Raw genomic sequence first — 25,764 nt, 5'->3', positions numbered from 1 at the left:
CTACACTCTGTCTGCATCGGGTCTCTGGCCTCGCTCGCGGATTTTGCTTTTCCAACAAGAACTTTCGCCGATTTCAGAGCCCGATGCACCTTCCCGTGTGAGATTTCCGGGTTCCTCATTTCGCCTGACAGAGAAAACGGAACCTTCGGATTTTATGAAGAACCATGGTGTCCGTCGATTATCTGAACCGCCTCGGAGGAGATCGATTCCGGCACGGATCTCCACACCCATGCCCGTCACGCAGGCGAAATCGGCCGAGCAGGCATGGGCATGGAGCGTCCGGTCTCGGTGGCCGACGGCGCCGCGACATCCGCGAGAATGAAATCCAGAAACGCCCGCACTTTCGCGGGCGGTAGGTGCCGCGAGGGATGATAGGCGTGGAGCGGGAAATATTCGTCGCTCCAGTCCGGAAAAAGATCGATCAGCGCGCCGCTTCGCAGACATTCGTCGATGCCGAGCATCATGGGCTGTGCGACGCCCAGTCCGGCCAGGCAGGCGGCCAGGCCGGTTGCGACATCGTTCAGGATCAGGCGCCCGCGCACCGCGACGGTCAGGATTTCGCCTTGTCGATGGAATTCCCAGTCGAATGGGCGCCCCGTCGCAGGATCGCGGAACAGCAAACATTCATGCATGCCCGTTTCCAGGTCTCGCGGATGGGTGGGGCGGCCGTGGCGCGCGAGGTAGTCAGGCGACGCGCAGGTCACGATACGCGCTTCCAGCAATTTGCGGGTGATCAGGCCGGATGGGGGAGGAGCCCCGAAGCGGATCGCGACGTCGAACCCTTCGGAGACCAGGTCGCCCAGCGTGTCGCGCGCCACCAGATCCAGCATCAGCCCGGGATGGGCGTCCAGGAACGATCGGAGTCTGGGCGCCAGCAGCAGGCTGGCGAACCACGGATCGCAATTGACGCGCAGGCGCCCGGCGACGCGCGTCGACGCGCCTGCCGCGTTGCTTGCGGCTTCGTCGATCCCGGCGAGCAGGGGCGTGACGTCCGCCACCAGCCGCCGCCCCGCTTCCGTCAAACTGGTGGCGCGGGCATTGCGGTCGAACAGCCGGACGCCAAGACGGGATTCGAGCCGCGCGACCGCCCGGCTGACGCCCGAAGGCGTCAGGCCCATCGTTGCCGCCGCGCGGGTGAAACTGCCGGTCTCCGCCACCGCGATCAGCGTTTCGATGCCGCTCAACAGGCGCGTATCGATACCCATACTTGACTGTCCATCATCATTGGAATGACAGGATTGCGCTCGAATCACGCACTGTCCAGCGGGCATGGATGGCGCACGGGCGGCGATCCTGTCGCCCGAAGCGGGGTGTGCGTGATGGATGTGAGAGACAAGCGGGTCGTGGTGCTGGGTGGCACATCCGGGATCGGCCTGGCGGTCGCGGAGGCGGCGGCGGGCGAGGGGGCGCGCGTCGCGATCGCCTCCAGTCGGCGGGCCAGCGTGGACACGGCGCTGGCGCGGCTCCCGGCCGGTGCCGAGGGGCATATGCTCGATCTGCGCGACGAGGCGGCGGTGCGCGACCTCTTCACCGCGATCGGGCCATTCGATCATCTGGTCTTTACGGCGGGGGAAAGCCTGCGGCTCGGATCGCTCGCGGACATGTCGCTGCCGTCAGCGCGGGGATTCTTCGAATTGCGTTATTGGGGGGCGCTGACGGCGGTGAAATATGCGGCGCCCCTGATCCGGCCCGGCGGATCAATCGTGTTCACCTCCGGCATTGCCGGCGCGCGGCCGCCGCAGCCCGGCTGGGCCCTGGGTGCCAGCATCTGCGGTGCGATGGAGGGGCTGACCCGCGCGCTGGCCGTCGAACTGGCGCCGATCCGGGTCAATATCGTGGTGCCGGGTTTCGTGAAGACGCCGCTATGGAATGATATTCCCGACGCTCTGCGTGAGGACATGTATGCGACGGCCGGCGAGAAGCTGCTCGTGCGACGGATCGGGGAGCCGGACGATCTGGCCGCCGCCTATCTGTTTCTGATGAAGCAGCCTTTCGCCACGGGACAGAGCTTCGTGATCGATGGGGGCGGGATGCTGGTGTAGCGAACGGCGGATCCGGCGCGCTACAGGTCGAGTACGAGGCGGCCGCTTTTCGCGCCGGAGCAGCAGATCATCATGGTGTCGCCGCGCGCGTGCTCGGCCGGGCTCAGCACGCTGTCGCGATGATCGGCGATGCCTTCGATCACGCGGGTCTCGCATTTGCCGCACACGCCCTCCTGGCAGGAAAAGGGGGCGCTGATTCCAGCTCCGCGCACCGTTTCCAGGATCGTCCGTCCCGGCGGGACCTGGAGGGTGCGGCGGCTGCGGGCCAGGACGAGTTCGAAACCCTGTTCGGTGGCAGGCGGCGCGACCGGTGTAAAATGCTCGCGATGGCGCTGGGCGGCGGGAAGATGCGCGAACGCGGCCTCGAAATCGGTCATCATGCGCGCGGGGCCGCAGCAATAGACATGGGTGTCGGCGGCGCAGGCGGATGCGAGGCGGGACAGGGCGAGGCGCGGCTGCCCGTCCGCGCGGAAGCAGGTCGTCACCCGGCCGTGTGCCTGCGCCAGCAACGCGGGCAGGAAGGCGGCCTGCGCGGCGCCGCGTGCCGCATAATGCAATTCCCACGGCCGGCCGCATTGCGTCAGGCGCTGCGCCAGCGACCAGATCGGGGCGATCCCGATCCCACCCGCGATCAGGATCGAATGGGCCGCGGTCTCGCATGCCGGAAAGCGGTTGCGTGGCGGCCCGACCGCCAGCACGTCGCCCACCGCCAGCCGGTCGTGGAGAAACGCCGATCCGCCCCGGCTGTGTGCTTCGCGCAGTACGGCCAGTTCATAGGGGCGGTGTCCGGGGGGACCGGTCAGGGAGTATTGGCGGACCAGCGGGCCCTGGGGGTGGGGGATATGCAGGTCGACATGCGCGCCGGCGGGGGGCGGCGCGGGTGCCGCCCCCTCTGCCGGGGCAAGGGTCACGGCGAGGATATCGGGCGTCATGCGCCGCAGCATCGTTACGCGCATGGGCTGGGTCGGGTCGGTCATGGCGGGCTCGCGCGTTCGGGGGCGGATGCCGGTCATCGGCGGGCATGTTCCGCCTGGAAATCATGAGAGCGGGCCGCGTGGCAAGGTCGGCGGCCGCCAAGTGCGCGCCGGGAAAGGAGTGAGGCGCGCTGGCGCAATTCTCCATGCCGGGCACGCCGTTATGATCGTTCGATCTGGAACCGTTCCGATGTCGGAGCGCCCGTCCTTCGCCCATTATCGAGGAGCGTCGATCCATGCCCCTGTTCTGTGACGCCGGCTTCGACCGTCCGCTGGCCGTGCCCTCGGCGCTGCATCACCTGAAGGCCACGCCGCGAACCACGCATTGGGGATATTTCGATGCGGCGCTGGCGCCGGCGCTGACGGTCGATTCCGGCGACCTGATCCAGGCCGAGGCGTTGACCCATCATGCCGGCGACGATCCGGACCTGCTGATGGATGAAGACATGCACCGGATCTGGCGCGACACGCCGGAGGCGGATCGCTTTCCGGGCGTGCATCTGATGACCGGCCCGATCCACGTGCGCGGCGCGCGCCCCGGCGACATGCTCGAAGTGCGCTATCTGGCGATGACGCCGCGCTTTCGCTATGGCTCGAACCTCGCGGCGCACTGGGGGCAGCTCTACGCCGAGCTGGGCGAGCGCGAGCGCGTGACGATCTATGGCCTGGACCCGGCGACGAACACCGCCGAGGCCGTCTATGCCTACGATGTCGCCGAGAAATACCTGGTGCCCGGCCGTATCACCCACTGTCCCGAATGCGACCGGCAGCCCGCCCTGCGGGGCGTGCGCGTGCCGATCCGCCCGCATCTGGGCACCGCCGGGGTGGCGCCGGATGCCATGGGGCGCGTCAGCACCATTCCGCCGGGGCTGCATGGCGGCAACATCGACAATTGGCGCATCGGCGCCGGGGCGACCATGTATTACAAGGTGCAGGTCGATGGCGGACTGTTCTCGATCGGCGATCCGCATGTCAGCCAGGGCGATGGCGAGATCAGCGGCACGGCCATCGAGGCGTCGCTCGACGTGCTGTTCCAGGTCATTCTGCGGCGCGATTTCACCTTCCGCTCGCCGCTGCTGGAGACGCCCGACCATTTCATCGTCCATGGTTTCGGCGACACGCTGGATGCCGCGGCCCGCGAGGCCTCGCTGGACACGCTGTCGCTGCTGAAGGAGGCCGGGCTGTCGACGGACGATGCCTATTCGCTGCTGTCGGTGTCGGGCGACCTGGCCGTCACGCAGGTGGTCGACGGCACCGTGGGCACGCATATGAAAATCCGGCGCGATAGTCTGCCCCCACGGTCGGGGGGCCGGTGACGGGGCCTACGGCGCCGGTGTCCAGGCCGCGATGATATCGTCGGTCGAAACCGGCGTCGCACTGTGCGCGGCCAGGATGGCCAGGGCGTTCTCATGCGTCCGGCTGTCGAACGCCGCGCAGGCGTCGCGGGCGATGAACACGTCGAAATCCTTGTGGAAGGCATCGCGTGCCGTGGAGTCGACGCAGCAATCGGTCGTCAGTCCGCACAGCACGACCGTCTCGATGCCGGCCGCGTGGAGGCGCGCTTCCAGGTCGGTGCCGACGAAGGCACTGTAGAGGGTTTTCTCGATTTCGATGTCTCCCGCCCGGGGCGCGACGCGGTAATAGGCCGCGCCCTCGGTTCCGTGACGGCAGATCGCCATCGCCTCCGGCATGCCCTGGCGCGCCATGAAGCGCTTCAGGGCGCGGGTATCGGTCTCGGGCCGGGTGACCACGCGGACGAAGCCGCACGCGACGCCGGCGGCCCGCGCGGCGGCGAGCAGTGCCTCGGTCCGGGTAATGGCGGCTTCGACCGGCGGCAGGTCCATGCCGGCCTGCGCCATGGCGAAGCCGGGCGCCCCGAAATCGTTCTGGATGTCGATCACCAGCAACGCGGCGCGGACGGGCGCGATCGCCTGGGCCAGGGGGATCATGCGCCCTGCCGCAGGCGCGGGCGGCGCAGGGACGCGACCGCGAGGCTCAACAGCACGCCGAGCGCGCCCAGCGCCACGAAAATCGGGCGGAAGCCCCCGGTGCCGTCATGGACGAGGCCGCCCAGCCACGGCCCGAACGCGGCCACGGTCGAAACCAGGCACATGGTCGCGTAGAGTTCCAGATTGTAGCGCGTGCCGAAATAATCGAGCAGCAGCATGGCGCTGGCCACGTAGGACAGGCCGACCCCCAGCCCCATGGCGGCGATGAACAGGCCCAGGGTGACGGCGCTCTGGGGCAAAGTGAGATCCAGCGCCGCGACCGCCATCGCCACCGTGGCGGTCACGGTCAGGGCACGCGCGCCGACGCTGCGTCCGGCCTCGCCGGCCAGCAGCGATCCCCCCGCCCCGAGCAGGGCGACCAGCGACATCAGTTCGGCCGCGTGGGACGACGACAGCCCGTGTTCGGTAAAATGCTGGACGGCGAAGCCGTGCAGCGTCGTGTTGATGGCCAGGCAGCCGGTATAGGCCGCCACGATCACCCAGAAGGCCGGGGACAGGAAGGCGGCGCGCGCCGGCCAGCCGACGGCCCTGATCGCATCGTCATGCGCGTGGTCGAAGCGCAGGCCCCGCACCGCGACCGCCGCCGCCGCGCCGCACACGCCCGTCATGATGGCGCAGAACCACCAGAAGGGCCGCCAGGCGTGGAACAGGTGATCGAGGGCGAGATAGAATAGCGGCCCCATGATGGAGCCCAGCCCGCCGAGGCCGAAATAGATGCCCATCGGGCGGCTGGATTGCGCGAACAGATTGGCGACGACATAGGTGCCGGGTACCGTGCCGCCGATGGTGAAGGCGCAGCCCACCAGCAGCGTCCCGGCATCATATCCGAACACGTCCGTCGCCGTGGCCAGCAGGGAAAAGCCGCCCGCCATGAGGAGGCTCGCCAGCCCCAGCGTGGCCACGATGCCGAAGCGCCGGATCAGCAACGCCGGCAGCGGGCTGGTCAGGCCGCAGGCCAGGCCCAGCAGGGTGAAGCCGAAGCCCGCGTCGCTCCAGTTCAGGTGCAGGGCAGCGACCATCGCCGGCAGCACCACGCCCAGCGCGTTGAACGAACCGGCCATGAGCGAGAAATAGAGCGCCGTGAGGGCGGCGAGCACCAGAACGCGCCGAAGCGCCGAGGGGCCCGCGCGCGCGGCATCCGTGCCGCTCTGAGGGATCACGACGTCACGATCCGCGTTGAAGGCGGCGAGAGGCATAGCACAACTCCCAGGTGGCGAGCAGGCGGATTGTCCGGACCGGCCTGGTCGGCATCATGGGACGTGCCCGCGACGCGCCACAAGCCCGGCCGATCCCGACGAGGCTAGTCGCCTCCCCCCGCGCGATCTTGTCCGGCGGGGACCGGGTCTGTTCCGAATGCGCAATGTCAGCCTGCGCCGGTCGCTACCCGGCGCCACGCGCTGCGGTAGCGGGGGACCAGCCAGGTATTGAACAGGCGCTGCGCGCCCTCCTGCCAGGAGTAGCGCCCGCGCGGCGCATGGCGGGATCGCAGGCCGACCTGCACCAGCGCGTCGACATGCAGGTCCTGTTCGATGATCTCGCCGGCGGCGAGCATGCCCATCGCCATCTTCTGCCGGAAGGCGGGGTCGGCGGCCGCGCCCGGCGCGGTCAGGACGCCCTGGTCGACGCGATGGCTTTCCGGCCCGTCGGCGCGCAGGATCAGGTAGATCACGCTGTCCGCGGTCATGACCAGGGACAGCGTGGGCGGGATGTTGGCGAAGACCATGCGGTGGCGTTCCTCCGCGCTCAGCGCGGGAAAGACCGGAAGCACGGCGCGCTGCGTGGCGTTGAAGCTGGCATCGGGGTGCAGCGTGCGGTTGGTGCGATAATAGCCGGCGGTATCGGCGGGCAGGTCGTCGGGGAATTCGGCCAGTTCGCTGGGAATGAAATCATGCAGCGGCCCCTGGTGGAGCTTGCTGGCATGGTAGCCGTCATTGTTGTTTTCGAACATCACTTTCCAGTTCCATGGATAGCGCTGTTCCTGCCCTGGCCTGTCCCCTTCGGCATGGGCCAGGTCGTAGCCGCGCAGGATGTCCGAGATACCGGCCAGGCGCGGCGCCAGCGGCGCGGCATCGCGGTCGAAATTGATGAAGACGAACCCTTCCCAGATTTCCAGGGCGAAGCGCGGCAGGCCGAAATCCTCCTTGCGGAAGTCGCAGGACCGTTCCATCGCCGGCGCGGATGCCAGCGCGCCGTCCAGCGCGTAGGTCCAGTGGTGATAGGGGCAGACGAAGGCGCGGGTGGTGCCGCTGCCTTCGGCGACCAGCATGGCACGATGCTGGCAGACGCTGGACATGGCGCGCAGCACGCCGTCGCGGCCGCGCGCGACCAGGATGGGTTCGTCGGCGATGAAGGAGGTGAAATAATCGCCCGGGGCGGCGGCCCAGGATTCGCGGCCGACGCACAGCCATTCCCTCGCGAAGATCGCCTCCTTTTCAAACGCATAGAAGGCGGCATCGGTGTAGCAGAGCGGCGGCAGGCTTTCGGCCTGTTCCGTGGGACGGATGGAGCTTTCCATGGCGTCGAACAGGGCATCGTCGAAGGAGGGGCTGGTCATCGTCACTCCAGGTCGCAAGAGGGTCCGGATCGAAAAGGGGATGAGAGGATCAGGAAGGTCTGTCGCCGGCGATGGTGACGCGGAAACCCGAGCGAACCTGCGGGAAATAATCCCAGATGGCCTGATGCTGGGTGCAGCGATTGTCCCAGAAGGCGATCGAATCGGGCCGCCAGCGGAAACGCACCTGGAAATCGGCCGCCATGCAGTGCCGGTAGAGCATGGCCAGCACCGCGTCGCTCTCCAGCTTCGAAAGCTGGGGAATCCGCGTGGTGTAGGAGGGATTCACGAACAGGCAGCGGCGCCCGGTTTCCGGATGGGTGCGCACGACCGGATGTTCGCTGCACGGAAAGGTCTGGCCGTTCGGCCCGACGATCGGGCGATAGACGTGCTCGCCGTCATGGATGGCCGTCAGGCCGTCGAGGAAATGGCGCATCGGTTCCGACAGCGCGTCATAGGCGGCATACATCGAGGCGAAGCAGGTATCGCCGCCATAGTCGGGCACCACCTTCATGGCCAGGATGCTGCCCATCGGCGGTTCGGCATTGCACGACAGGTCCGAATGCCAGTTTTCGCCGGCCACGTAGCGGGAGTTTTCGTCGGCCTGGATGGCGACGATCTCCGGATGGTCGGGCAGGCCGGGCACCCCCGAATGGATCGCCAGCGTGCCGAAGGCGCGGCCGAGGCGCAGATGATCGTGATGCGTGATCGGCTGGTCGCGGAAAAAGATCACCTGATGGCGCAGTAGCGCGTCGCGCAGGCCGCGCAGCGTGGGCTCCGCCAGGGGCCGCGTCAGGTCCACGCCGTCGATCTCGGCGCCGATCCGCGCCGTTACGGGGCGGACGATGACGCCGCCTTCGAGACAGGTCGCATTCATCGGGCAGGCTCCGTGTCGGGTGTGACGCCGCAGATCGCGATTGCAATGCGAGCGTAGAGCAATGTTGCGGTCGCGAAATCGTCCAGCGTCGGGCGCCAGCGGCGCGGCCCGAACGTGGCCGATGGAATGCCGGCGCGGTTGAAGACGTTATGGTCGCGCCACATCGAGGCATAGACCGGGTCGGCGACCGCCAGCCCCGTGCCGCATACGCCCTGACTGGCGGTGGCGATGGCGTCGAGCAGCGGCGCCACGGCGGCTTCGTCGGCCATGCCGCCCTGACGGTAGGCGACGCAGGTCAGGTCGTGCGGCCCGGTTCCCTCCAGGACGGCCGCGATCTCGCGCCGGACGTCCTGGACGCGGTCCACGGCCGACAGCCCGACTTCGACATAGAGCGCGCAGACACCCGTCCCCCCGCCGATGGCGTGGGGCAGTCCGCCCCGCACCGCGCCGATCTGCACCTTGGGAATCGTGGTCCCCCAGCGCGTTTCGTAGCGATGGCGGCGCTCGAAATCGGGGGCCCAGGCGTGAAGTCGCGCGATGGTCTCGCCCAGCCGGTAGATCGGATTGGGGTGTCCGGCCAGCGGCCGGGTCGCATCGAACAGGGGGGTGAAGACCTGCGTGCCGTACAGGTCGATGCGGAAGATGGCGTAGCCGGCGCCCTGGGTCGTCACCGCGAAATCGGTGCCTTCCGCCGCGATCATGAAATCGGGCGCGACGCCGCCATTGGCCAGCAGGTAGGCGGCGCCGACATCCTTGCCCGACCGGGCCACGCCCTGGTGGCCGTCGATCGGGTCCGGCCCGATCTCGCCGGGGCAGGCGGCCAGGTGGAACCGGCCGGCCAGCCGGATGCCGGCCGCGCGGATCAGCGTCGCGGCCATCAGGAAACAGGCCATCGGACCGCGATCGTTGGCGACGGCGGCGCCGGTGAACACGCCGTCACGCTCGGCGACCGGCTCCTCGGGCGCCGCGTCCGGCGGCACGCACCAGCGGGCCTCTTCGGCTGGCAGTCCGCCCTCGGTATCGAGGTGCGCGGCGATCAGCAGGTCGCGCGCGCCGTCCTGGGCCGGCGCATGGCCGCCCAGGCAGCCGACGACGTGGAAGCGGTCCGGCACGGCGGCGACGCGGCGCGGACGCAGGCCCTCGCGCGCCATCCAGCGTTCGACATAGGCGCCGGCCGCCTGTTCCTGCCCCTGGGGCGCGGGGATGGCGCAGAGTTCCAGCACGAGCCGCCGCAGCGCCTCGCGATCCATCAGGGCGTCGAGGCGGTGTCCCAGCGCGTCCGTCATGCCGCCGATCCGCCGTAGCGGGCGCGCAGCGCCGGCAGCACGTCCGCGGCCAGCGCCGTGAGCCCGCGTTCGTAATCGGGGAAGATCAGCATCAGGCCGTCCAGGTCGGCATCGTCGATCACCTGCTGGATGCGCGCGACGACCGTGCCGGCGGACCCCGCGATATGGGGCGCCATGAAGCCGCTGCGCGCGCGGGCCGTCATGGCGTTTTCCTTGCCGATTTCGGCATCGATCATGCCATAGGCCCGCATCATGTTACGGAACCCTTCCTCGTCGAAGCCGTCGCGGAACGTGTCCATCATCGCCTCGGCCGCTTCGTCGGTTTCGCCCTGCACGATGATCGCCATGGCATAGGTGCGCAGGCGCCGCCCGGCGGCCCGCGCCTTCTGCTTGGCGCCTCGGCTGATGGCGCGCATTTCGGCATCGTCCCGGCCGCCGATGAACAGGGCGTCGGTATGGCGGATGGCGAAATCCATGCCTTTCCCCGACTGGCCGGCGGCGACCACGAAGGGCCGCGGCGTCTGGACCGGCTTCGGGTCGGACGCGCAGTCCGCGAGATGGATATAGCGTCCGTCGAGCGTGACGCTCTCCTCGGTCCATAGGCGGCGCACCGCCTCCATCCATTCGTCTGCATAGTCGTAGCGGGCGTCGTGGCCCAGCGTTTCCGGCCATGCGCCCATCTGCGCGAATTCGTCCCGGAACGCGCCGGGGACGACGTTCAGCCCGGCGCGGCCGTTGCTGACCTGGTCCAGCGTCGCGATCATCTTGGCGACGACGGCAGGATTGTGCAGCAGGGTCTGGAAGGTCGTCCAGACCTTCACCCGCCTGGTCTGCGCGGCCAGCGCGCTCATCAGCACCGTGGAATCCAGCGAGACGTCCCATTGGCGGGTGGTGCCGCCATAGCCGCGAAACTTGGCCATCGACATGATGAAGTCCAGCCCGATCTCGTCGGCCAGCAGGGCGGCGCGGCGGTTATAGGCGTAGGAGCCGTCGATTTCCGGCGCCGTCGTCGACAGGATCCACCCGCCATTGGCGATGGGCATGAAAATGCCGAAATCCTTGCCGCCGCGTTCCGAAGGCAGGTCGAACACCGGGCGCGAAATCGTGGACATGCTGGAATTTCCTCTCAAAAAAACCGGTTCGTGTCATGCGCGGATGCGCGTCGCGCAAGGTGTCGGTCAAACGCCCGGGAAATATTACGCGCCCGTTTCGCTCGGTTTCTTGTCTGAAAGCGTTGCATATTTGTATGATCCCACGGGAACCGCGGGAGAACAACGTGCAGCCCTGGACCTTCGATCTCGCACAGCATACCGATCGCCCGGCGGAGGTCCTGTGGCGCCAGACGCTGGCGCGCCTGTCCCTGCCGGAGGCGACGCCGCTGCCTGCGTCTCCGGCCGGTCATGGTGGCCTTGCGTCGCGCCGGTTCGCGGGGCGGGTCACGCAGGTTGTCACCCCGCTGGGGATCGAGATCACGCGGCTGGATGGCTCGCCGCAGCGCATCGCCGGGCGCTATGCGGCGCAGAGCGACGGCGTGTGGCTGGCCATGCTGCTGGCCGAGACCGGCACCGAGGACGGCGGCGGCAACGCGGCGCCCGCCCATGCGACGCTGGCGACCGAGGGCGCAAGCTGGACGCTGCCCGTCGGCGGCGTCGCCTGCGGGCCGCTGGCGGTGGACGCGGTGCTGACATTGCCCCGGTCCTTCTCCATGCTGTATGTGCGCCTGCCGCGCCTGGCCCTGCATCCGCGCCTGCTGGCACCGACGCAGTTGCGTGTCGGCGTGCTGGAATCGAAGGCCGGCATCCGGCGGGTGCTGGCGGGATTTCTCCAGTCGCTCGGCCAGGCGATCGAGGCGATGGATGCGCGCCAGTTGCGCGCGATCGAACTGGCCCTGTCCGAATTGCTGATCGGGTGCGTGCTCAGCGACCCGACCTATGGCGGGGGCGAGCCGCCGGTCAACCGTCGCATCGCGGCCATGCACGGCCTGTGCCAGTTGATCGAGGCGGAGCTGACCAATCCGGACCTGACGATGACGGCCATCGCCCGCAAGCACGGTATTTCGCCGCGCGGACTTCAGAAACTGTTTGCCGCCACCGGGCAGAATTTCAGCCAGTATCTGCGCCAGCGCCGGCTGGCCCGTTGCCATGACGACCTGGCCAGCCCGCTGTCGGCCCATCTGTCGATTTCGGAAATCTGCTTCCGCTGGGGTTTCAACGACGCGGCGCATTTCAGCCGCAGTTTCCGCGCCGCCTATGGGCGGACACCGCGCGCCTGGCGCCGCGACGCCCTGGGCGATGGGCACGAGGACTGATCGCGCGCGATCATTCCCGCGTGAAATGATCGGGGATCGCCGGGGCGGCGCCGGCCTTGCCCCACAGGATGATCTCGTTGCCCCACGGGTCCATGAAGGCGTGGTTGTAGCCGTTGAAGGTCGACCAGTAATGGTCGCGCCAGAGTTCCGTCGCGCCGCGTGCCGCGGCTTCGCCGAGAATGCGTTCGGGCGTGTCGTCGTCGCCGATCAGCAGCCAGACGCGCGGCTTGCGCCCGTCCTGCGACAGGCCGCGCGGCGCGACGCCGGCGGGGCGGGGATGCGGGCGCGCATTGTCGGCCTTGAAAATGCCGATATGCAGGTTGCCGATCGCGCTGTCGGTCCCGTCGGGGTTGGGAAACTGCCCGCCCGGCACCATGCGGTGATAGACGCCTTCGGGCCTGGGGTCGTTGCGCCAGCCGAAGACCTCGGCATAGAAGCGGGCGGCGGCCGATGGGTCGTCGGCGGGAATATCGACGAAGATCAACGTATCGGGCATGGGGCCTCGCGGGATGGAAAAGCGGTGTGGAGAGCGGATCAGGCCGGGCGGTCGCCCTTGACCCACAGCCGGTGCATCGTGCGCAGATATGTGCGGTCGTCGAACAGCGTGCCCGTATGCAGCGTGCAGCGATTGTCCCACATCAGCAGGTCGCCGACCTGCCATTGATGGCGGTAGACGAACGGGTCGCGCGTCATGAACGCGACCAGTTCGTCGAGCAGGGACAGGTCGGATGGATCGTCCTGGCCGATGATTTCCGTCACGGTGCCGGTCGACGGCCACAGGGCCTTGCGCCCATCGACCGGATGGACGCGGACCAGCGGGTGGACGACATCCGGATTGTCGCGGATCTGCTCCGGCGTCAGGCGGCGGCGCTGATGCTCGCGCGTTTCCATGAAATGACGATAGGAATGATGCAGCCTCAGCTTTTCGAGCTGCGCGCGCCGTTCGGGCGGCAGGGCCTCGTACGCCGCCACGCCATCGGCGATCAGCGTGTCGCTGCCTTCGGGGGGGACCTCCACCGCATAGAGCATCGTGCTCATGACCGGTTCCGCCTTGTAGGAATAATCGGTATGCCACCCCACGCCGTCATTGTGCGCGCCGATCGGGCGCCCATTTTCCACCCGGTTCGAGAGGACGTAGATCTCGGGAAAGCCGGGCAGCGTGAAGTCCTGGAGCGTATGCCCTTCGGGCGTGCCGACATGACGGATGAAGCGCACGAGTTCCGCCGGGTCCAGGCTCTGTCCGCGCAGCAGCAGCGCGCCATGGCGGTGGAAGATCCCGACGACCCGCCGCACCGTCGCCTCATCGGCTTTCCGCAGGTCCAGACCGATGATTTCCGCACCGAAGCCCGATTTCGGGTCGAGCGGAACGGTCCGGAACGCGGTATCGTCAACCGTCGTGTCCACCATCGTCTGTCTTTTCCTCCGGTTCGGTCGAACGTTGCGATTTAGACATCATGGCGACAGGGGCGGCTTGCCTGAGCGCGCCCCAGACTAGCATGAAACAGCAACTTCCCCCATCCTCGGCGAAATGGGATTGGCAGGCGCGCAGGGTGCGACACACTCCTGTTCCAGGCCACGCCGGGGAAAGGAAGGAGTGCTCGCCATGTCGATGCCGGTTGTGTTTTTCGGGCATGGAAGCCCGGTGATTGCCCTGCAAACCAATGAAACGACCCGTACATGGCATGAAATCGCCCAGCGCATCACCCGCGATCACGGCCGGCCGCGGGCGGTGCTGGCGATTTCGGGCCATTGGCTGACGCGCGGCGTCGCGGTTACCGCGATGGCCCACCCTCGGACGATCCATGATTTCGGGCCGTCCCTGCCCCGTGCGCTGTTCGACATCCAGTACCCCGCCCCCGGCGACCCGGCCCTGGCGGCGCGGATTGCGGAGTTGCTGGGCCCCGAGCCGGTGATCCTCGATCGGGGCGAATGGGGGCTGGACCATGGAACCTGGTCCGTGATGTGCAAGGCATGGCCCGATGCCGACATGCCGGTCGTGCAACTGAGCCTGGATGTGCGCCGCGCCCCGCGCGCCCATCATGACCTGGCCCGGGCCCTGCGCCCGCTGCGCGACGAAGGGATCCTGATCGTCGGCACGGGCAATATCGTGCATAATCTGCGCCTCATGGACTGGGCGCGGCAGGATTGCGCGCCCCATGACTGGGCCGCGTCGTTCGAGGAGCGGATCGTCCAGGCCGTCATGACGGGCGATGCCGCGCAGGTGATCGCCTATGAAGGGCTGGGCGACGCGGCGCGGCTGTCGGTGCCGACTCCCGATCATTACTGGCCGCTGCTCTATGCGATGGGCGCCGCGCGGGAGACGGATCGCCCGGTCTGCGCGCCGCGGCACATCGAGCATGGCTCGTTGAGCATGACGAGCATCACATGGTGGCCCGCGTAGGGCGGTTATCCGGTCGGTTATTTTCCGGAATCACAGCTTATGTGGTGCAGGAAGCGGGTCGTGTAGAGCGTCGAGAAATCCATGTGCGGCGGATAGAGGCCGGTCGGCTGCATCTGCTGGAGGTAGGCATTCCAGCGCGCGGCGGTCATGGCGCCGATGCCCTGGGTGCGGGCGTCGCCGCCTTCGATAAGCTGGTACTGCCGCATGGCGGCGACCGCGTCGCTGGCGTTCTGTTCGGTATAGTCCGGATTGCCGGCCATGATCAGGCGGTCGGTGCCGGCGCGGTCGCCATGCAGATAGAGGCACCAGCCCTGGAGCGTCGCATCCAGAAAACGCTGGACGATCTCGGGATGGCGATCGACCAGGGCACGGCGGGCGACGATGATCGGACCGTAGGAACTGTAACCGGCATCGGCCAGGGGAAAGACGCGGATCGGCACGCCCGCCGAGTGCAGGCGGGCGACATCGTTGGTCAGATAGCCTTGCTGGGCGATATGCGGCGTGGCGATGAACAGGGTGCTGTCGCCCGTATAGCGCCGTACCTGGCTGCTGGTGTAGCCGAATTGTCCGACCAGAAAAGCCCAGTAATTATCCAGCGCCTCGGGGCTGATCATGATCGGGTAGCCGCGCAGGTCGGCGAGCGAGCGCGGGGCGCCCGGCCCGTCATGCACGATGATCGCGGTCGGTTCCTTCTGGTAGACGGCGGCGATCGCGACATAGGGCAGATGCGCGTTCGCCATGTCCAGCGCGACGCCGCTATTGAAGACGTTCACGAAATCATAGGCGCCGGTGGCCAGCATCATGACCGCCCCATTGCGCGCATTGCCCGGAACGATCTCGACATCCAGGCCCGCGCGGTCGTACAGGCCGCCGGCCTGCGCCGCGAAGAAGCCGGCGAAATCGGCCTGGGGCAGCCAGCCCAGCGCCACGCGCAGGTGCGGCCGCGCCGCCGTGGCGGATGTCGCGGCCAGCGCCAGGGCCGCGACGACCGCCCAGAGGCATATCCTAGAACGAATAGGACAATGTCCCGAAAATCTGGCGTGGCGGAACATATTGCTCGACCGTCTGGCCGGTGCCGTACGGGTCGGTATAGCGCGAGTTGACGCCGGCGAAATTGCCGAGGTTGGAACAGGTGACCGCGAACAGCCAGTGCGTGTGGTCGGGCTTGTACGATGCATAGAAATTCCACAGATTATAGGCCGGCGTATGGTCATAGAGCGGATTGTTGTAGATCCGCGACTGCAACGGCCCGCGATAGATATACTGGATCCGCGTCAGCAGCTTGCCGTATGGAACATCCCAGGTATAGGCGGCGGAAATCGATCCCTGCACATGCGGCATCTGGGGCGGCGTATTGCCGTTGATATTGGAGGCGGCGGCTTCGACCGCCGCCCAGCAGGCGGGGTTGTAATATTGGCCGCCATAGGCGCAGGCGGCATTGGTGGCATAGACCGTCTTCTGCGTGATGGTGTCGATCGCCCGGTAATTGCTGTCGACCCGGCCGTCTTCCAGCGTCAGGTTGCCATCGAAGCGCAGCCGCCCGCCGAGGGTCAGCCAGGTGGCCTCGCTTTCCAGCCCCCACATTTCGGTATTGGGAATGTTGGCGATCCCGTAGGCATAGGGGTACGGGTCGTTCTCGACATACTGCATGTTATGATATTTCGAGAAGAAGGCCGCGAAATTCAACCGGAGATTCTGGTTGAAGAACATGTTCTTCGACCCGAGTTCGAACGTCGTGTTGCGTTCGGGCTGGAAATTCAGTCCCACCACCTTGGAATCGGGGTTTCCGTTCACGCCGCCCGGCTTGTAGCCCGTCGCCACGTCGAAATAGAGCATGTTGTCATGGCTCAGGTCGTAATCCAGCTCCGCCTTCCAGGTCGGTTCGCTGGTGCGGAAGCTGTTGCCGAGGCTGGAGGAGCCGAATGCCGAGAAATTGCCGTCATAATGCGCGAAATGGTCGTAATTGTATCGCGCGCCGCCGGTCAGGTGCAGCTTGGGCGTGATATTGTAGGTAAACTGCACATAGGGCGCGACGGTGAAGCGGCTGACCGTCGTCTTGTTGCCGTAGCTGAGGTTCGACGGCGGATTGGTCATGATGTCGGACGGAACGATGAACGAAAGCGGGCCAGGCGGCGTGGTGCCCTCGAATTCGGCGACGAACTGGCTGCTGCGCTGGCCCAGCAGGAAGACGCCGCCGGTCCAGGACAGGGGGCCGTGCCCGGCGGAGTGCAGCGAGAGTTCCTCGGTATAGGTATGCATGGTCGTCTGCCATGCCGCGTCGTTGTCGTAATAGCCCAGCGCGTCGTAATTATAGCGCGAACTGCTCATTCGCAGGAAATTGTTCAGGTGCTGGTAGGCCGTGACCGAGGTCAGCGTGGCCCAGGGCAGGCGCCAGTTCAGGTTCAGATGATAAAGCTGGGTATGGAGATTGAAGCGGGAGGGATAATCCTGCGCGACGCGGCGCGCGCCGGGCGTGGCGTCGAGAATGTTCTTCTGTTCGGCCCCGGTATTGGTCGCGCCATACCATTGCGCGGTCAGCGCGGCGGAGAAATTCTCCACCGGCCGCCACAGCGCGGTGATTTTGCCCGCCGTCGTCTGCGCGCCGTCCAGCCCGAACCCATAGGTCGAATGAGCGTAGTCGGAATGGTCATATTGCTGGAACGAGGCGCGGATGGCGAAATGCCGGCCCATGGGAATGTTGACGATCGCCCGGCCCCGGGCCATGCCGTAATTGCCGCCGCTGCCTTCGAGCATGCCGTGGAACCTGCCCAGTTCGGGCTGCCTGGTGTTGATCACCAATGCGCCGCCGGTCGAGCTTTGCCCATACAGCGCCCCCTGGGGGCCGCGCAGGACCTCGACCTGGTCGACATCGAACAATGTCTGGTCCAGCGAGATGGTATTGGCGATGAAGACGCCATCGGTATAGAGCGCGACGCCGGATTGCGCGACCAGGGCGTTTTCGGGCGTCTGCGAGCCGACGCCGCGAATGGTCACGTTCGTTTCGAACCCGGCGGTCTTGGCGATGCTCAGGCTGGGCACCAGGCCGTTCAGGTCCGAGGGCTGGGTGATGTTCGACTGGTCCAGCGCCGTGCCGCTGATGGCGGTGACGGCGATGGGCGTCCGCTGCATGTTCGAACGGACCTGCTGGACCGTCACGGTAACCTGTTCGATCTGCGGCCCCGCCGGCACGCCCTGAACTTCGGCGCCTTGAACTTCGGCGCCCTGGGCCGCCGGCGCGGGCGCCGCCGGATGCGGGCGGGCGGCGGGCTTGTGCTTCGGCGCGGCCGCGTGGGTGGGCGCGGCGGCCACCATACCCAGGCATGTCACCATCAGCCATGCGCGAAAGCCGGCAGGCTGTCGGCGGGACGGGGGCTGTTCGAACCTGCTCATATCTTGCCTCGCTTTGGAATGGGTGAGACCTGGGTTGGGAAGGACGCCGAGGCCGTGTCGCCCGACGAGTTCAGCGTCTTGTCCGGGATTCTGTCTTGCCGAAATAATACGTTTTCTTGCCTTCAGACGTTTTGTTTCATAATCGGATTGAAATGACGATCTTGCCGAAGAACTGCCCGGACCGCAGCCTGGCGAACGCCGCCGGCACGTCGGCGAAGCCGTAGAGCGAGTCGATGACGGCCGCGAGCGCGCCCGTCCGGTAGGCGGCGATGGTCTCGCGCATCTCCCGGCGCGTATAGCCGCCATGGCCGATCAGCGAGCGGCCGAAATGGAACAGGCTGGTATTGCGGATGGTCGAGTCATTGCCCGCCGTGGTGCCCGAGAGGACGACGCGCCCGCCGATGCGGCAGGCGTCGATCGCCTGTTGCAGGAAGGCGCCGCCGACGGAATCCCACACGAAATCCGCGCCCTGCCCGGTATGGTCGCGGACGGCGGCCACCCAGTCGCCCGCGGAGCGGTCGAAGGCGATTTCGGCGCCCAGGGCTTCCGCCGCCCGGCATTTCTCAGGCCCCGCCGCCAGGGCGATGACGCGCGCGCCGGTCCGGCGCGCGATCTGGATGCCGGCGGTGCCCAGGCCGGAGCCGGCGCCGGGGATGACGATCGTTTCGCCCGCCCGCAACCCTCCCGCGCCCAGCAGCCCGTGCCAGGCGGTGACCGACGCCACGGGCACGCTGGCCATCTTTTCCGGCGAGAGATGTTCGGGGTCGTAGACATGGCAGTTCCGCGCCGGAACGGCCACATACTCGGCCAGGCCGCCGGCGCGCGTGGAGCCGACCGTGCGCAGGGACGGGCAGAAGCCGGGCTCGTCCTGTCTGCACCATGCGCAGTCGCCGCATGTCACCACCGGGTCGATCACGACCGGGCGGCCGACCAGGGCCTCGCCCTCGGGGCCGCCGGTCGCGCTCACGGTGCCGGCCACGTCCATCCCCGCGATGTGCGGCAGGCTGAAACCGGGTACCAGCGGAGCGACCTGCTGCAACAGGTCGAGCCGGTTCAGGGCGCAGGCCTCCACCCTGACCAGCACTTCGTCGGCCTGGGGAACGGGGCGGGGAATATCCCGCAGGGTGACGGATTCAGGGCCGCCGAATGTCGTCTGGACCCACGCGCGCATCCGCATGTCAGGCGACCTCGGCCTGGATCCACAGGCGATGGAGCAGCCGTTCGTACCGCTTGTCGTCATAGACCGTCGCGGTATGCATCGTTTGCAGATTGTTCCAGATCACGATATCGCCGACCCGCCAGCGATGACGATAGACATGTTCGGGCCGGGTGACGAACTGCGTCAGCTCGCGCAGGAAGGCGCGCCCGTCCTCGTCGGTCATGCCGTCGATGCCGCGCGCGCTGCCGTTGCTCATATACAGCCCGGGGCGCCCCGTCGCGCTGCGCTGGACCAGCCGGTGGCGCACCGCGGGATTTTCGGCGCGCTGCCGGTCGGTGATCGGGTAGTCGGGAAAGCGTGTCTGCATGTAGAAGACGAAATCGTAGACCACGACCATGTCCGCCACTTTCGCCTTCATGTCCTCCGGCAGATTCGCGTACGCCGCGCAGGTATCGGCGAATACCGTGTCGCCGCCTTCGGGGGGCACCTCCAGCGCGTGCAGCAGCGTGGCGGCCAGGGGCCGTTGCAGGTACGTGCCGTCCGAATGCCAGCCCAGCCCGTCCAGATGGACGCCCAGCATGGTGCCGTCATCCTTTTTCTTGTTCGACAGCACATAGACTTCGGGATGTCCGGGCACCGTGTATTCCAGGCGCGTATGCGGCAGAAGCTCGCCCAGGCTCCTGCCGAAGGCCACGTAGGAGTCGACGGGGATCGTCTGGCCGCGCAGGACGACGATCGGATTGTCGTCATAGGCGCGGCGGATCGCGGCAAGGGTGTCGGCCGTCGAGCGGGTCAGGTCGGCATGCGTGATCTCGATGCCGATGCCGCCGTCGATCGGCGAAACGGTAAGTTTTTCCATGGGGTGATCCTCTCAGCGATCGCGCGACACGGCGCTTTCGTGCCAGCGTCGCAGGCAGAGATATTGAAGCAGGGACAATGCGCCCGAAATGGCGACCCCCAGCAGGCCGAGCAGGAACAGGGCGGCGAACATGCGGGGAGTGTTCAGGCGGTTGGCGGCCTCGCTGATGCGCCAGGCGAGACCGGCATCGGTGCCGGATCCGGCGACGAATTCGGCGACGACGGCGCCGACCAGGGCCATGCCGCCGGCCATGCGCGCGCCGGCCAGCGTGTAGGGCAGGGCCGCCGGCAGTTCGAGCAGGAACAGCCGTTGCAGCGAGGTGGCGCGCCGCACGGTGAACAGGTCGTGCAGATCGTGGCTGACGCTGCGCAGGCCGAGCATGGTATTGGAGGTGACGGGAAAGAAGGCGATGATCGCGGCCAGCAGCAGGATGGCGCTGTCCACATTGTCGATCCCGACCCAGACCAGGACGAGCGGGGCGATCGCCACGGTCGGCGTGACCTGCGTCAGGACCAGCAGGGGCGACACCGCCAGTTCCAGCAGGCGCGAGCGGGAGAACGCGATGGCCAGCAGGATGCCGGCGACCGTGCCCAGCACGAAGGCCTTCAGCGTGATCAGCAGCGTGTTCCAGGTGGACAGGGCCAGCGTGCCCGCATGCTGCCGCAGATCGTCGAGGACGGCGCTGGGCGCGGGGAGAATGAGCGGCGAAATATCCGCCGTCCGCACGATGACCTGCCAGGCGACTAGCACCAGCACGAAGAACAGGCAGGGCAGCGCCACGCGCAGCCAGAGCGGCGGCCGGGCCATCAGGGCGGACCAGTCGGTCATGACAGGGCCGCCTGGTCGGCGCGCAGCCGGGCGGCGATGTCGCCGCGCAGCGCCTGGAAGGCCGCGTGATCGCGCAGGCCGGCGCGCTCGGGGCCGAAATCGACCGGCAGGTCCCAGGCGACGCGCCCCCGGCTGAGTGCGACGATGCGGGTGGACAGGAAGGTCGCTTCCTCCACGCTGTGGGTCACCAGGATGACCGTGGGGCGGCGTTGGGTATAGAGCGCGCGCAGATCGTCATTCAGGCGGTGGCGCGTCAGTTCGTCCAGCGCGGCGAAGGGCTCGTCCATCAGCAGGAAATCCGGCTCCGTGACCAGGGCGCGCGCGATGGAGACGCGCATTTTCATGCCGCCCGACAATTCGCGCGGCCAGGATTTTTCCCGGCCTTCCAGGCCCAGCGCGCGTAGCAGGTCCAGCACGCGTGGCGCGGCGGCGGCGCGGGCGGTGCCCCGCAGCCGCAGGGGCAGAGAGACATTGTCGAAGACCGTCTTCCACGGCAGCAGCGTGGGTTCCTGCGGCACGAGGGCGATATCCGGCAGGCGGGTGCCGGAGGCGGACGACCCGTCCGGCGCCACCCAGCGGATCGTCCCCTCGGAGGGGCGCAGCAGGCCGGCCAGCAGGCGCAGCAGGGTCGATTTGCCGCAGCCGGACGGGCCCAGCAGGCTGACGAACTCGCCGCCGCCGATCGTCAGGTCGAGCGCGCTGAGCGTCGGGGCCGCCTGGCCGCTGAAACGCTTGCCAATACCCCGCGCCTCGATGCGAAAACCGTGCGTTTCAGCCATGCGGGGCCCCCATGGTCACGTCGTCGCCTGCAACTGCGCCATCAATGTGGCGCCGAGGGCGGTGAAACCGAAGCACTGCCGGACATTGTAAAGCGTGGCCTCGGTGCAGCAGGAGGGCGAGGTGGTCGCCGCGCAATCTTCCAGAAGGACGCAATCATATCCACGAAAGCTGGCATCCTGTAGCGTGCATAGGACGCACTGGTCGAGATTGACGCCGCCGAACAGCAGCGTCGTGACGCCCAGGTTGCGCAGGATCGCGTCCAGGGGCGTATCCCAGAAGCCGGACATCGCATATTTGGCGACATGGACGTCCGCGCTGGTATCGCCGAATTCGTCGACGATCGCGGTACACCAGCTCCCTTGTTCGAGGATGCGCGCGCCGTTGGGCAGGCAGGTTCCCACCCCGCGCCCCAGGGCCGCCCCGTCATAGGTATGCAGCGTCGATGGGCCGAGATTCAGCCGGTCGGGCCGGTTGCCCCAGTTGACCCAGATCACGGGCACACCCCGCGCGCGGCAGAGCCGCCGGATCCGCGTCAGCGGGGCGATGGGGGTCCGTGCCGGGGTAATGTCGACCCCGATGGAGGCCAGCCAGCCATCCGGGTGGCAGAAATCATTCTGCATGTCGATAATGACCAGGGCGGTCGCCGACAGGTCAAGGCGGATATCCTGCGGCGCCGCGGCCAGCGCCAGGGGGCGCGGCGGGCAGCACGGCCGGATGAAATCGACCTGTGTTTCGTCGACGCGCCACTGGTTGCGCGCCGAACTGCCGAGGGGCCGTAGCGGCGTCATCAGCATGATCCGGTGAGCGTCCGCAGGTCCTCGTCGTCAAGCGACAACGGATCTCCCGCGCGGATCAGTTCGGCGAAGTCTTCGTTGGGTACCATGAATGTCAGCGTATAGAGCTTCCTCGCGCCGGTATTGACGACCTGGTGCGTCGCGCCGGGGCGCAGCATCAGGGCATCGCCCCTGGCGATCTTCCGTGCCTGGCCATCGCAATAGGCGATCCCTTCGCCGGACAGGACGTAGAAGAACTCGTGGGCGCGCGCGTGCGTGTTGGGTGGGGTCCGGCCGCCCACAGCGAAGATTTCCACGACGCTGACCAGATCGACGCCGTCGCGCTCCGGGTCGAACAGGATGGCGAAATAATTGGTGTCCGTCGGCGAGATCCGGCGAACGTCGATCTGTCGCGCGGAGCGGACGACCATGGGCGCTTCCATCATGTCCTGCCTGTGTGCTGTGTGGTGCGGCTGGACATTACGATGACATATCGAACCGATAAAGCATCGTTATTCGCACGATATGTTGCCTGGAAGGCATCATGTCATCGGCCGGGGTCGCTCAGCCCCGGTGAGACGGCGCGCGCGCCGCCATAGCTGGCCTCGATGATCGCCGCCTTGAGCTGCTCGGCGAAGATATCGGATAATACATTGTTCTTCTTTGAGTTTTCGACCAGCATCAGCGTCTGCGTATGCTGCTGGAGTTCCCGGATGGGGATATAGGTCAGGCGCCCGTCGCGGCAGTCGGTCTCGACGTCGAAGGGGGTCAGGAAGCAGATGCCGTTGCCGCACATGACGACATGGCGCATCATCTCGATCGCGTTCGTCTCCACGATGCCCCGGCAGTCGAGGTCGATGCCGGTGAAGGCCTCCACGATATAAGGGCGGATGGCGGTCGTTTCATCGGCCAGGATCAGCGGATAGGGCGCGCAGTCTTTCAGGCCGAGTTCGTTTTCATGGGCCAGCGGGTGCTGCGTGTTCATGACCGCGCCGAGGCGACCCTGCGCGGAATGCAGCACCCGCACATTCGCGCGTTTCGAAAAATCGAATCCGATTCCCAGATCGACATCGTTCCGTTCGACGGCGTCGAGGATCTGCTCGCCGGTCGTCATCAGGTGCAGTTTCAACTCCACGCGAGGATTGCGTTCCCGGAACGATATGGCCGTTCGCGGCAGGATGTTGGCGGCCAGGCCGCTCATCAGCGCCACGCTGACCACGCCACGCCGCAGCCCCTTCAGGTCCTCGATCAGCGATTGCGTGCGCGCCATGCCGCGCATGGTCTCGCGCACATGGCGGATCAGCAGTTCTCCGGCTGCCGAAGGGACCAGCCGCCGTCCGGACCGGTCGAACAGGCGCACGCCCATATCCTGCTCCAGCGCCAGGATCTGCCGGCTGATCGCCGAGGCCGCGACATTGAGCCGCTCCGCCGCCTTGCGGATCGATCCCTGGCGGACGACCTCGTCCAGATAGGTCAGTAGGCGGGCATGGAGCATCGGGCCGTTCTGGCGTCTTTTTTATGGACAGGACCGTCTCGCGGCGAAGATGCCGGCCTGCCTCTTCATCCTATAGAGCACAGCCGAGCGGATGGGCAAGGCGCTTGCGCTCTCACCCGCCCGCCGCGCCGCGGGCGTCGCGGTGCTGAATGCCGCGTCTGGCGCAAAGTGGGTTCCGGTTCATGAAGGTGTTCATGGGCAGCTGGAAACCCGAGCGTCAGGAAGAGGACAATCGGGGGCCGGAACATGCCGGCGCGGCAACATTACGCCATCGGCACGCCATACAGGTCATAGCCATAGCACCAGTACGGATCTTCCGGCGCGCGCAGCCATGTGTTCGCGTTCGAGATCGCCTGGACCTTCGTGGCGCGGTCGCGGCGCAGGTCGAAATAGCGGTCGAAAATCGTGTCCAAATCCTCGGTGCCGAATTCCACCAGGCAGCGGGTCAGCATGGCTGCGTCCTCGACCGCCATGGCCGCGCCCTGGGCCATGTGCGGCTTCATCGGGTGGCAGGCATCGCCCAGCATGACGACGCGCCCCTGATGCCACCGGGGCAGAGGGGGGCGGGTCTTCAGCGGCCATTTCGTGACGTCGTCGGTCGCGTCGATATAGGCCTGGACCAGCGGGTGGTAGCCGCGAAAGGAGTTGCGCAGCGCGTCGCGCGTGCTGGGCATCTGGCCGGTGGCGCTGGTCCATTCGCCGGGCTCGCCGGTAACCAGATAGAACTCGTCCTGATCGCGGTCCAGATAATAACAGACGATATGCCGGTCGTCCGACCACCATTTCGCGTTCAGGTCGGCTCCGGCCGCCCGGGCGGCGGCCCCGGGGATAATGGCGCGATGCGCCAGCCAGCCGGTATAGAGCGGCTCTTCCTCACCGAACAGGATCTCGCGGATGCGGGAATTGATCCCGTCCCCCGCGACCAGAATATCGACGCGATCCTGGCTGCCATCCTCGAATTCCAGGGCGACCGAACGGCCGTCATCGTGGAACATCGCAAGCTTCTTGCCGAATTTCACCCGGTCCGGATCGATGGCCTCCAGCATCATCTGCTGCAGGTCGCCGCGATGGATGGTGATGTAGGGCGCCTGGTAGCGCGCGCGCTCGGCATTCAGCGGGATATTCGCCATGATGCTGCCGTCGTCCCATTTGCGGCTGGTCCAGTGGTCCGGCAGGCAGGACATGGCCTCGAGCCGGGCCTCCAGATCCAGATGGCGGAGGATCTTCATGACGTTCGGGCCGAACTGGATGCCCGCGCCGAGGCGTGAAAAGACCGGTGCCTGATCGTACAGGACGACGTCGTAACCAGCGCGCTGAAGAAGCGCGGCGGCTGTGATTCCTCCCATGCCCGCTCCAACGATACCGATTCTTGACGTCTGCGACATGTGATGGATACCCGCTGTTTCTGGATCTGAGCCATGAATGGCGTATACGCGATTTAATCAATCGACTGCTGCGCGGGATCTGTCAAGAAAATTGCAACGGAAGCGAGACGACCCCGCTGACGCTACCCCAGGCGTTCAGTCGGTGGAGAGTTTCTTGAGAACCTCGATCGCCGCCAGCCGTTCGCACGCGCTCAGATTCGCCAATGTCAGTTCCGTTATACGTTGCGCGTCGGGAATGACGCTGTCCACGAGTTTCTGGCCTTCGGTGGAAAGCGATACCAGGCGCTGGCGACGATCATCCTGGTCCGGCGCGATCAGCAGCAGGCCCCGGCGCTTCAGCCGCAGAACGATGTCGCGCAGGGTCGCGTGGTCGATCGCCGTCAGGCGGGCGATCAGGACCAGGGGGGAGCCGGGGTGATCGCGCACGGTCGTCAGGACGGCGAACTGGACCGACGTCAGCTTGTCGTCGGGAATCGTGCTCTGGAAAATGGCGGTATGACGCTGATACGCCCGGCGGAGCAGATGGCCGATCTGGTCGGAAAGAACGTAATCGCCGTTTCCCGGGCGATTCTCCTCCATCGCCGCGGGCGTTGCGGGAGCAGAGCGGGATTTGGTACTGCGGCGGGGCTTCTGGGTCATGCCCTTAT

25 protein-coding genes are annotated in these 25,764 nt (G+C 67.0%); 4 read left to right on the top strand and 21 right to left on the bottom strand.

Annotation, left to right across the window (positions count from 1 at the left end; all coding sequences use genetic code 11):
* Positions 1-236: 236 nt before the first annotated feature.
* Positions 237-1,205 carry a LysR family transcriptional regulator gene (locus HLH48_RS17735; RefSeq protein ID WP_182998808.1) on the bottom strand — a complete coding sequence of 323 codons (969 nt, stop codon included), beginning with the start codon at positions 1,203-1,205 and terminating at the stop codon, positions 237-239.
* A gap of 114 nt (positions 1,206-1,319) precedes the next feature.
* On the opposite strand from HLH48_RS17735, the gene HLH48_RS17730 reads away from it, so the two are divergent.
* A complete protein-coding gene (locus tag HLH48_RS17730) occupies positions 1,320-2,042 on the top strand; it encodes an SDR family oxidoreductase (RefSeq protein ID WP_182998818.1) in 723 nt (240 codons plus the stop codon).
* Between the two features lie 20 nt (positions 2,043-2,062).
* Here the strand turns inward: HLH48_RS17730 and HLH48_RS17725 are convergent, their stop codons facing one another.
* Positions 2,063-3,055 carry a PDR/VanB family oxidoreductase gene (locus HLH48_RS17725; RefSeq protein ID WP_246387467.1) on the bottom strand — a complete coding sequence of 331 codons (993 nt, stop codon included), beginning with the start codon at positions 3,053-3,055 and terminating at the stop codon, positions 2,063-2,065.
* 197 nt (positions 3,056-3,252) lie between these two features.
* Here HLH48_RS17725 and HLH48_RS17720 point away from each other — a divergent pair, with 197 nt between their 5' ends.
* Complete coding sequence (locus tag HLH48_RS17720; RefSeq protein WP_182998807.1) at positions 3,253-4,332, top strand: acetamidase/formamidase family protein; 1,080 nt, start codon at positions 3,253-3,255, stop codon at positions 4,330-4,332.
* A gap of 6 nt (positions 4,333-4,338) precedes the next feature.
* On the opposite strand, the gene HLH48_RS17715 is transcribed toward HLH48_RS17720, so the two are convergent.
* The 6 genes from HLH48_RS17715 to HLH48_RS17690 all read right to left on the bottom strand — a co-directional run bounded on the left by HLH48_RS17715 (position 4,339) and on the right by HLH48_RS17690 (position 10,851).
* Positions 4,339-4,965, bottom strand: a complete 627-nt coding sequence (locus tag HLH48_RS17715) for a cysteine hydrolase family protein (protein WP_182998806.1) — start codon at positions 4,963-4,965, stop codon at positions 4,339-4,341.
* Positions 4,962-6,221, bottom strand: a complete 1,260-nt coding sequence (locus HLH48_RS17710) for an MFS transporter (RefSeq protein ID WP_182998805.1) — start codon at positions 6,219-6,221, stop codon at positions 4,962-4,964. The genes HLH48_RS17715 and HLH48_RS17710 overlap by 4 nt, the downstream gene beginning before the upstream one ends.
* A gap of 167 nt (positions 6,222-6,388) precedes the next feature.
* Positions 6,389-7,579: an aromatic ring-hydroxylating oxygenase subunit alpha gene (locus HLH48_RS17705; RefSeq protein WP_182998804.1), complete on the bottom strand. Its 1,191-nt coding sequence runs from the start codon at positions 7,577-7,579 to the stop codon at positions 6,389-6,391.
* 49 nt (positions 7,580-7,628) lie between these two features.
* A complete protein-coding gene (locus HLH48_RS17700) occupies positions 7,629-8,453 on the bottom strand; it encodes a TauD/TfdA dioxygenase family protein (RefSeq protein WP_182998803.1) in 825 nt (274 codons plus the stop codon).
* Positions 8,450-9,739, bottom strand: a complete 1,290-nt coding sequence (locus HLH48_RS17695; RefSeq protein WP_182998802.1) for a zinc-binding metallopeptidase family protein — start codon at positions 9,737-9,739, stop codon at positions 8,450-8,452. The genes HLH48_RS17700 and HLH48_RS17695 overlap by 4 nt, the downstream gene beginning before the upstream one ends.
* A complete protein-coding gene (locus HLH48_RS17690; RefSeq protein ID WP_182998801.1) occupies positions 9,736-10,851 on the bottom strand; it encodes an LLM class flavin-dependent oxidoreductase in 1,116 nt (371 codons plus the stop codon). The genes HLH48_RS17695 and HLH48_RS17690 overlap by 4 nt, the downstream gene beginning before the upstream one ends.
* Positions 10,852-11,015: 164 nt before the next feature.
* Here HLH48_RS17690 and HLH48_RS17685 point away from each other — a divergent pair, with 164 nt between their 5' ends.
* Positions 11,016-12,047, top strand: coding sequence for a helix-turn-helix domain-containing protein (locus HLH48_RS17685; protein ID WP_264812203.1), 1,032 nt, complete (start codon positions 11,016-11,018; stop codon positions 12,045-12,047).
* A 10-nt stretch (positions 12,048-12,057) separates the two neighbouring features.
* Here HLH48_RS17685 and HLH48_RS17680 read toward each other — a convergent pair whose 3' ends face one another.
* Positions 12,058-12,543 (bottom strand): VOC family protein, encoded by a 486-nt coding sequence (locus tag HLH48_RS17680; protein WP_182998800.1) that lies wholly within the window; start codon positions 12,541-12,543, stop codon positions 12,058-12,060.
* Between the two features lie 38 nt (positions 12,544-12,581).
* Positions 12,582-13,454, bottom strand: coding sequence for a TauD/TfdA dioxygenase family protein (locus tag HLH48_RS17675; RefSeq protein WP_182998799.1), 873 nt, complete (start codon positions 13,452-13,454; stop codon positions 12,582-12,584).
* A 196-nt stretch (positions 13,455-13,650) separates the two neighbouring features.
* Between HLH48_RS17675 and ygiD the strand changes: the two genes are divergently transcribed.
* On the top strand, positions 13,651-14,448 hold the full coding sequence (ygiD, locus tag HLH48_RS17670; RefSeq protein ID WP_182998798.1) for a 4,5-DOPA-extradiol-dioxygenase: 798 nt from the start codon (positions 13,651-13,653) through the stop codon (positions 14,446-14,448).
* A 17-nt stretch (positions 14,449-14,465) separates the two neighbouring features.
* On the opposite strand, the gene HLH48_RS17665 is transcribed toward ygiD, so the two are convergent.
* The 11 genes from HLH48_RS17665 to HLH48_RS17615 form a co-directional block, all read right to left on the bottom strand.
* Positions 14,466-15,500 carry an ABC transporter substrate-binding protein gene (locus tag HLH48_RS17665; protein ID WP_182998797.1) on the bottom strand — a complete coding sequence of 345 codons (1,035 nt, stop codon included), beginning with the start codon at positions 15,498-15,500 and terminating at the stop codon, positions 14,466-14,468.
* Positions 15,454-17,838, bottom strand: a complete 2,385-nt coding sequence (locus tag HLH48_RS17660) for a TonB-dependent receptor (RefSeq protein WP_182998796.1) — start codon at positions 17,836-17,838, stop codon at positions 15,454-15,456. Before HLH48_RS17660 ends, HLH48_RS17665 begins: the two co-directional genes overlap by 47 nt.
* Positions 17,839-17,974: 136 nt before the next feature.
* A complete protein-coding gene (locus HLH48_RS17655; RefSeq protein WP_182998795.1) occupies positions 17,975-19,015 on the bottom strand; it encodes a zinc-binding dehydrogenase in 1,041 nt (346 codons plus the stop codon).
* Between the two features lies 1 nt (position 19,016).
* The gene (locus tag HLH48_RS17650; protein WP_182998794.1) at positions 19,017-19,856 is read right to left on the bottom strand and encodes a TauD/TfdA dioxygenase family protein; all 840 of its coding nucleotides are present in this window, start codon (positions 19,854-19,856) and stop codon (positions 19,017-19,019) included.
* A gap of 12 nt (positions 19,857-19,868) precedes the next feature.
* Positions 19,869-20,684 carry an ABC transporter permease gene (locus HLH48_RS17645; protein WP_246387465.1) on the bottom strand — a complete coding sequence of 272 codons (816 nt, stop codon included), beginning with the start codon at positions 20,682-20,684 and terminating at the stop codon, positions 19,869-19,871.
* Positions 20,681-21,463, bottom strand: coding sequence for an ABC transporter ATP-binding protein (locus tag HLH48_RS17640; protein ID WP_182998793.1), 783 nt, complete (start codon positions 21,461-21,463; stop codon positions 20,681-20,683). The genes HLH48_RS17645 and HLH48_RS17640 overlap by 4 nt, the downstream gene beginning before the upstream one ends.
* A gap of 15 nt (positions 21,464-21,478) precedes the next feature.
* Positions 21,479-22,252 carry a cysteine hydrolase family protein gene (locus HLH48_RS17635; protein WP_182998792.1) on the bottom strand — a complete coding sequence of 258 codons (774 nt, stop codon included), beginning with the start codon at positions 22,250-22,252 and terminating at the stop codon, positions 21,479-21,481.
* Positions 22,252-22,683, bottom strand: a complete 432-nt coding sequence (locus HLH48_RS17630; RefSeq protein WP_246387464.1) for a cupin domain-containing protein — start codon at positions 22,681-22,683, stop codon at positions 22,252-22,254. The genes HLH48_RS17635 and HLH48_RS17630 overlap by 1 nt, the downstream gene beginning before the upstream one ends.
* Before the next feature lie 101 nt (positions 22,684-22,784).
* Positions 22,785-23,732, bottom strand: a complete 948-nt coding sequence (locus tag HLH48_RS17625; protein WP_182998791.1) for a LysR family transcriptional regulator — start codon at positions 23,730-23,732, stop codon at positions 22,785-22,787.
* A 263-nt stretch (positions 23,733-23,995) separates the two neighbouring features.
* The gene (locus HLH48_RS17620) at positions 23,996-25,117 is read right to left on the bottom strand and encodes an FAD-dependent oxidoreductase (RefSeq protein ID WP_182998790.1); all 1,122 of its coding nucleotides are present in this window, start codon (positions 25,115-25,117) and stop codon (positions 23,996-23,998) included.
* A gap of 135 nt (positions 25,118-25,252) precedes the next feature.
* Positions 25,253-25,756: a MarR family winged helix-turn-helix transcriptional regulator gene (locus tag HLH48_RS17615; protein ID WP_456305414.1), complete on the bottom strand. Its 504-nt coding sequence runs from the start codon at positions 25,754-25,756 to the stop codon at positions 25,253-25,255.
* Positions 25,757-25,764: the final 8 nt, after the last annotated feature.

The sequence above is a fragment of the Gluconacetobacter sacchari genome (assembly GCF_014174255.1).
In the GTDB taxonomy this organism is placed as follows: Bacteria; Pseudomonadota; Alphaproteobacteria; order Acetobacterales; family Acetobacteraceae; genus Gluconacetobacter; species Gluconacetobacter sacchari.
The sequence above is the reverse complement of the archived record's forward strand: the minus strand, read 5'-3'. Positions and strand labels throughout refer to the sequence as shown.

Bases quoted from the DNA above. Each gene is read 5' to 3' on its own strand.
- HLH48_RS17655 (WP_182998795.1), bottom strand. From the start codon at position 19,015: ATGCGGATGCGCGCGTGGGTCCAGACGACATTCGGCGGCCCTGAATCC.
- HLH48_RS17690 (WP_182998801.1), bottom strand. From the start codon at position 10,851: ATGTCCACGATTTCGCGCCCGGTGTTCGACCTGCCTTCGGAACGCGGC.
- HLH48_RS17660 (WP_182998796.1), bottom strand. From the start codon at position 17,838: ATGAGCAGGTTCGAACAGCCCCCGTCCCGCCGACAGCCTGCCGGCTTT.
- HLH48_RS17615 (WP_456305414.1), bottom strand. From the start codon at position 25,756: ATGACCCAGAAGCCCCGCCGCAGTACCAAATCCCGCTCTGCTCCCGCA.
- HLH48_RS17725 (WP_246387467.1), bottom strand. From the start codon at position 3,055: ATGACCGGCATCCGCCCCCGAACGCGCGAGCCCGCCATGACCGACCCG.
- HLH48_RS17720 (WP_182998807.1), top strand. From the start codon at position 3,253: ATGCCCCTGTTCTGTGACGCCGGCTTCGACCGTCCGCTGGCCGTGCCC.
- HLH48_RS17700 (WP_182998803.1), bottom strand. From the start codon at position 8,453: ATGAATGCGACCTGTCTCGAAGGCGGCGTCATCGTCCGCCCCGTAACG.
- HLH48_RS17665 (WP_182998797.1), bottom strand. From the start codon at position 15,500: ATGTTCCGCCACGCCAGATTTTCGGGACATTGTCCTATTCGTTCTAGG.
- ygiD (WP_182998798.1), top strand. From the start codon at position 13,651: ATGTCGATGCCGGTTGTGTTTTTCGGGCATGGAAGCCCGGTGATTGCC.
- HLH48_RS17620 (WP_182998790.1), bottom strand. From the start codon at position 25,117: ATGTCGCAGACGTCAAGAATCGGTATCGTTGGAGCGGGCATGGGAGGA.
- HLH48_RS17650 (WP_182998794.1), bottom strand. From the start codon at position 19,856: ATGGAAAAACTTACCGTTTCGCCGATCGACGGCGGCATCGGCATCGAG.
- HLH48_RS17710 (WP_182998805.1), bottom strand. From the start codon at position 6,221: ATGCCTCTCGCCGCCTTCAACGCGGATCGTGACGTCGTGATCCCTCAG.
- HLH48_RS17630 (WP_246387464.1), bottom strand. From the start codon at position 22,683: ATGATGGAAGCGCCCATGGTCGTCCGCTCCGCGCGACAGATCGACGTT.
- HLH48_RS17715 (WP_182998806.1), bottom strand. From the start codon at position 4,965: ATGATCCCCCTGGCCCAGGCGATCGCGCCCGTCCGCGCCGCGTTGCTG.
- HLH48_RS17625 (WP_182998791.1), bottom strand. From the start codon at position 23,732: ATGCTCCATGCCCGCCTACTGACCTATCTGGACGAGGTCGTCCGCCAG.
- HLH48_RS17645 (WP_246387465.1), bottom strand. From the start codon at position 20,684: ATGACCGACTGGTCCGCCCTGATGGCCCGGCCGCCGCTCTGGCTGCGC.
- HLH48_RS17695 (WP_182998802.1), bottom strand. From the start codon at position 9,739: ATGACGGACGCGCTGGGACACCGCCTCGACGCCCTGATGGATCGCGAG.
- HLH48_RS17705 (WP_182998804.1), bottom strand. From the start codon at position 7,579: ATGACCAGCCCCTCCTTCGACGATGCCCTGTTCGACGCCATGGAAAGC.
- HLH48_RS17730 (WP_182998818.1), top strand. From the start codon at position 1,320: ATGGATGTGAGAGACAAGCGGGTCGTGGTGCTGGGTGGCACATCCGGG.
- HLH48_RS17680 (WP_182998800.1), bottom strand. From the start codon at position 12,543: ATGCCCGATACGTTGATCTTCGTCGATATTCCCGCCGACGACCCATCG.
- HLH48_RS17735 (WP_182998808.1), bottom strand. From the start codon at position 1,205: ATGGGTATCGATACGCGCCTGTTGAGCGGCATCGAAACGCTGATCGCG.
- HLH48_RS17675 (WP_182998799.1), bottom strand. From the start codon at position 13,454: ATGGTGGACACGACGGTTGACGATACCGCGTTCCGGACCGTTCCGCTC.
- HLH48_RS17635 (WP_182998792.1), bottom strand. From the start codon at position 22,252: ATGACGCCGCTACGGCCCCTCGGCAGTTCGGCGCGCAACCAGTGGCGC.
- HLH48_RS17640 (WP_182998793.1), bottom strand. From the start codon at position 21,463: ATGGCTGAAACGCACGGTTTTCGCATCGAGGCGCGGGGTATTGGCAAG.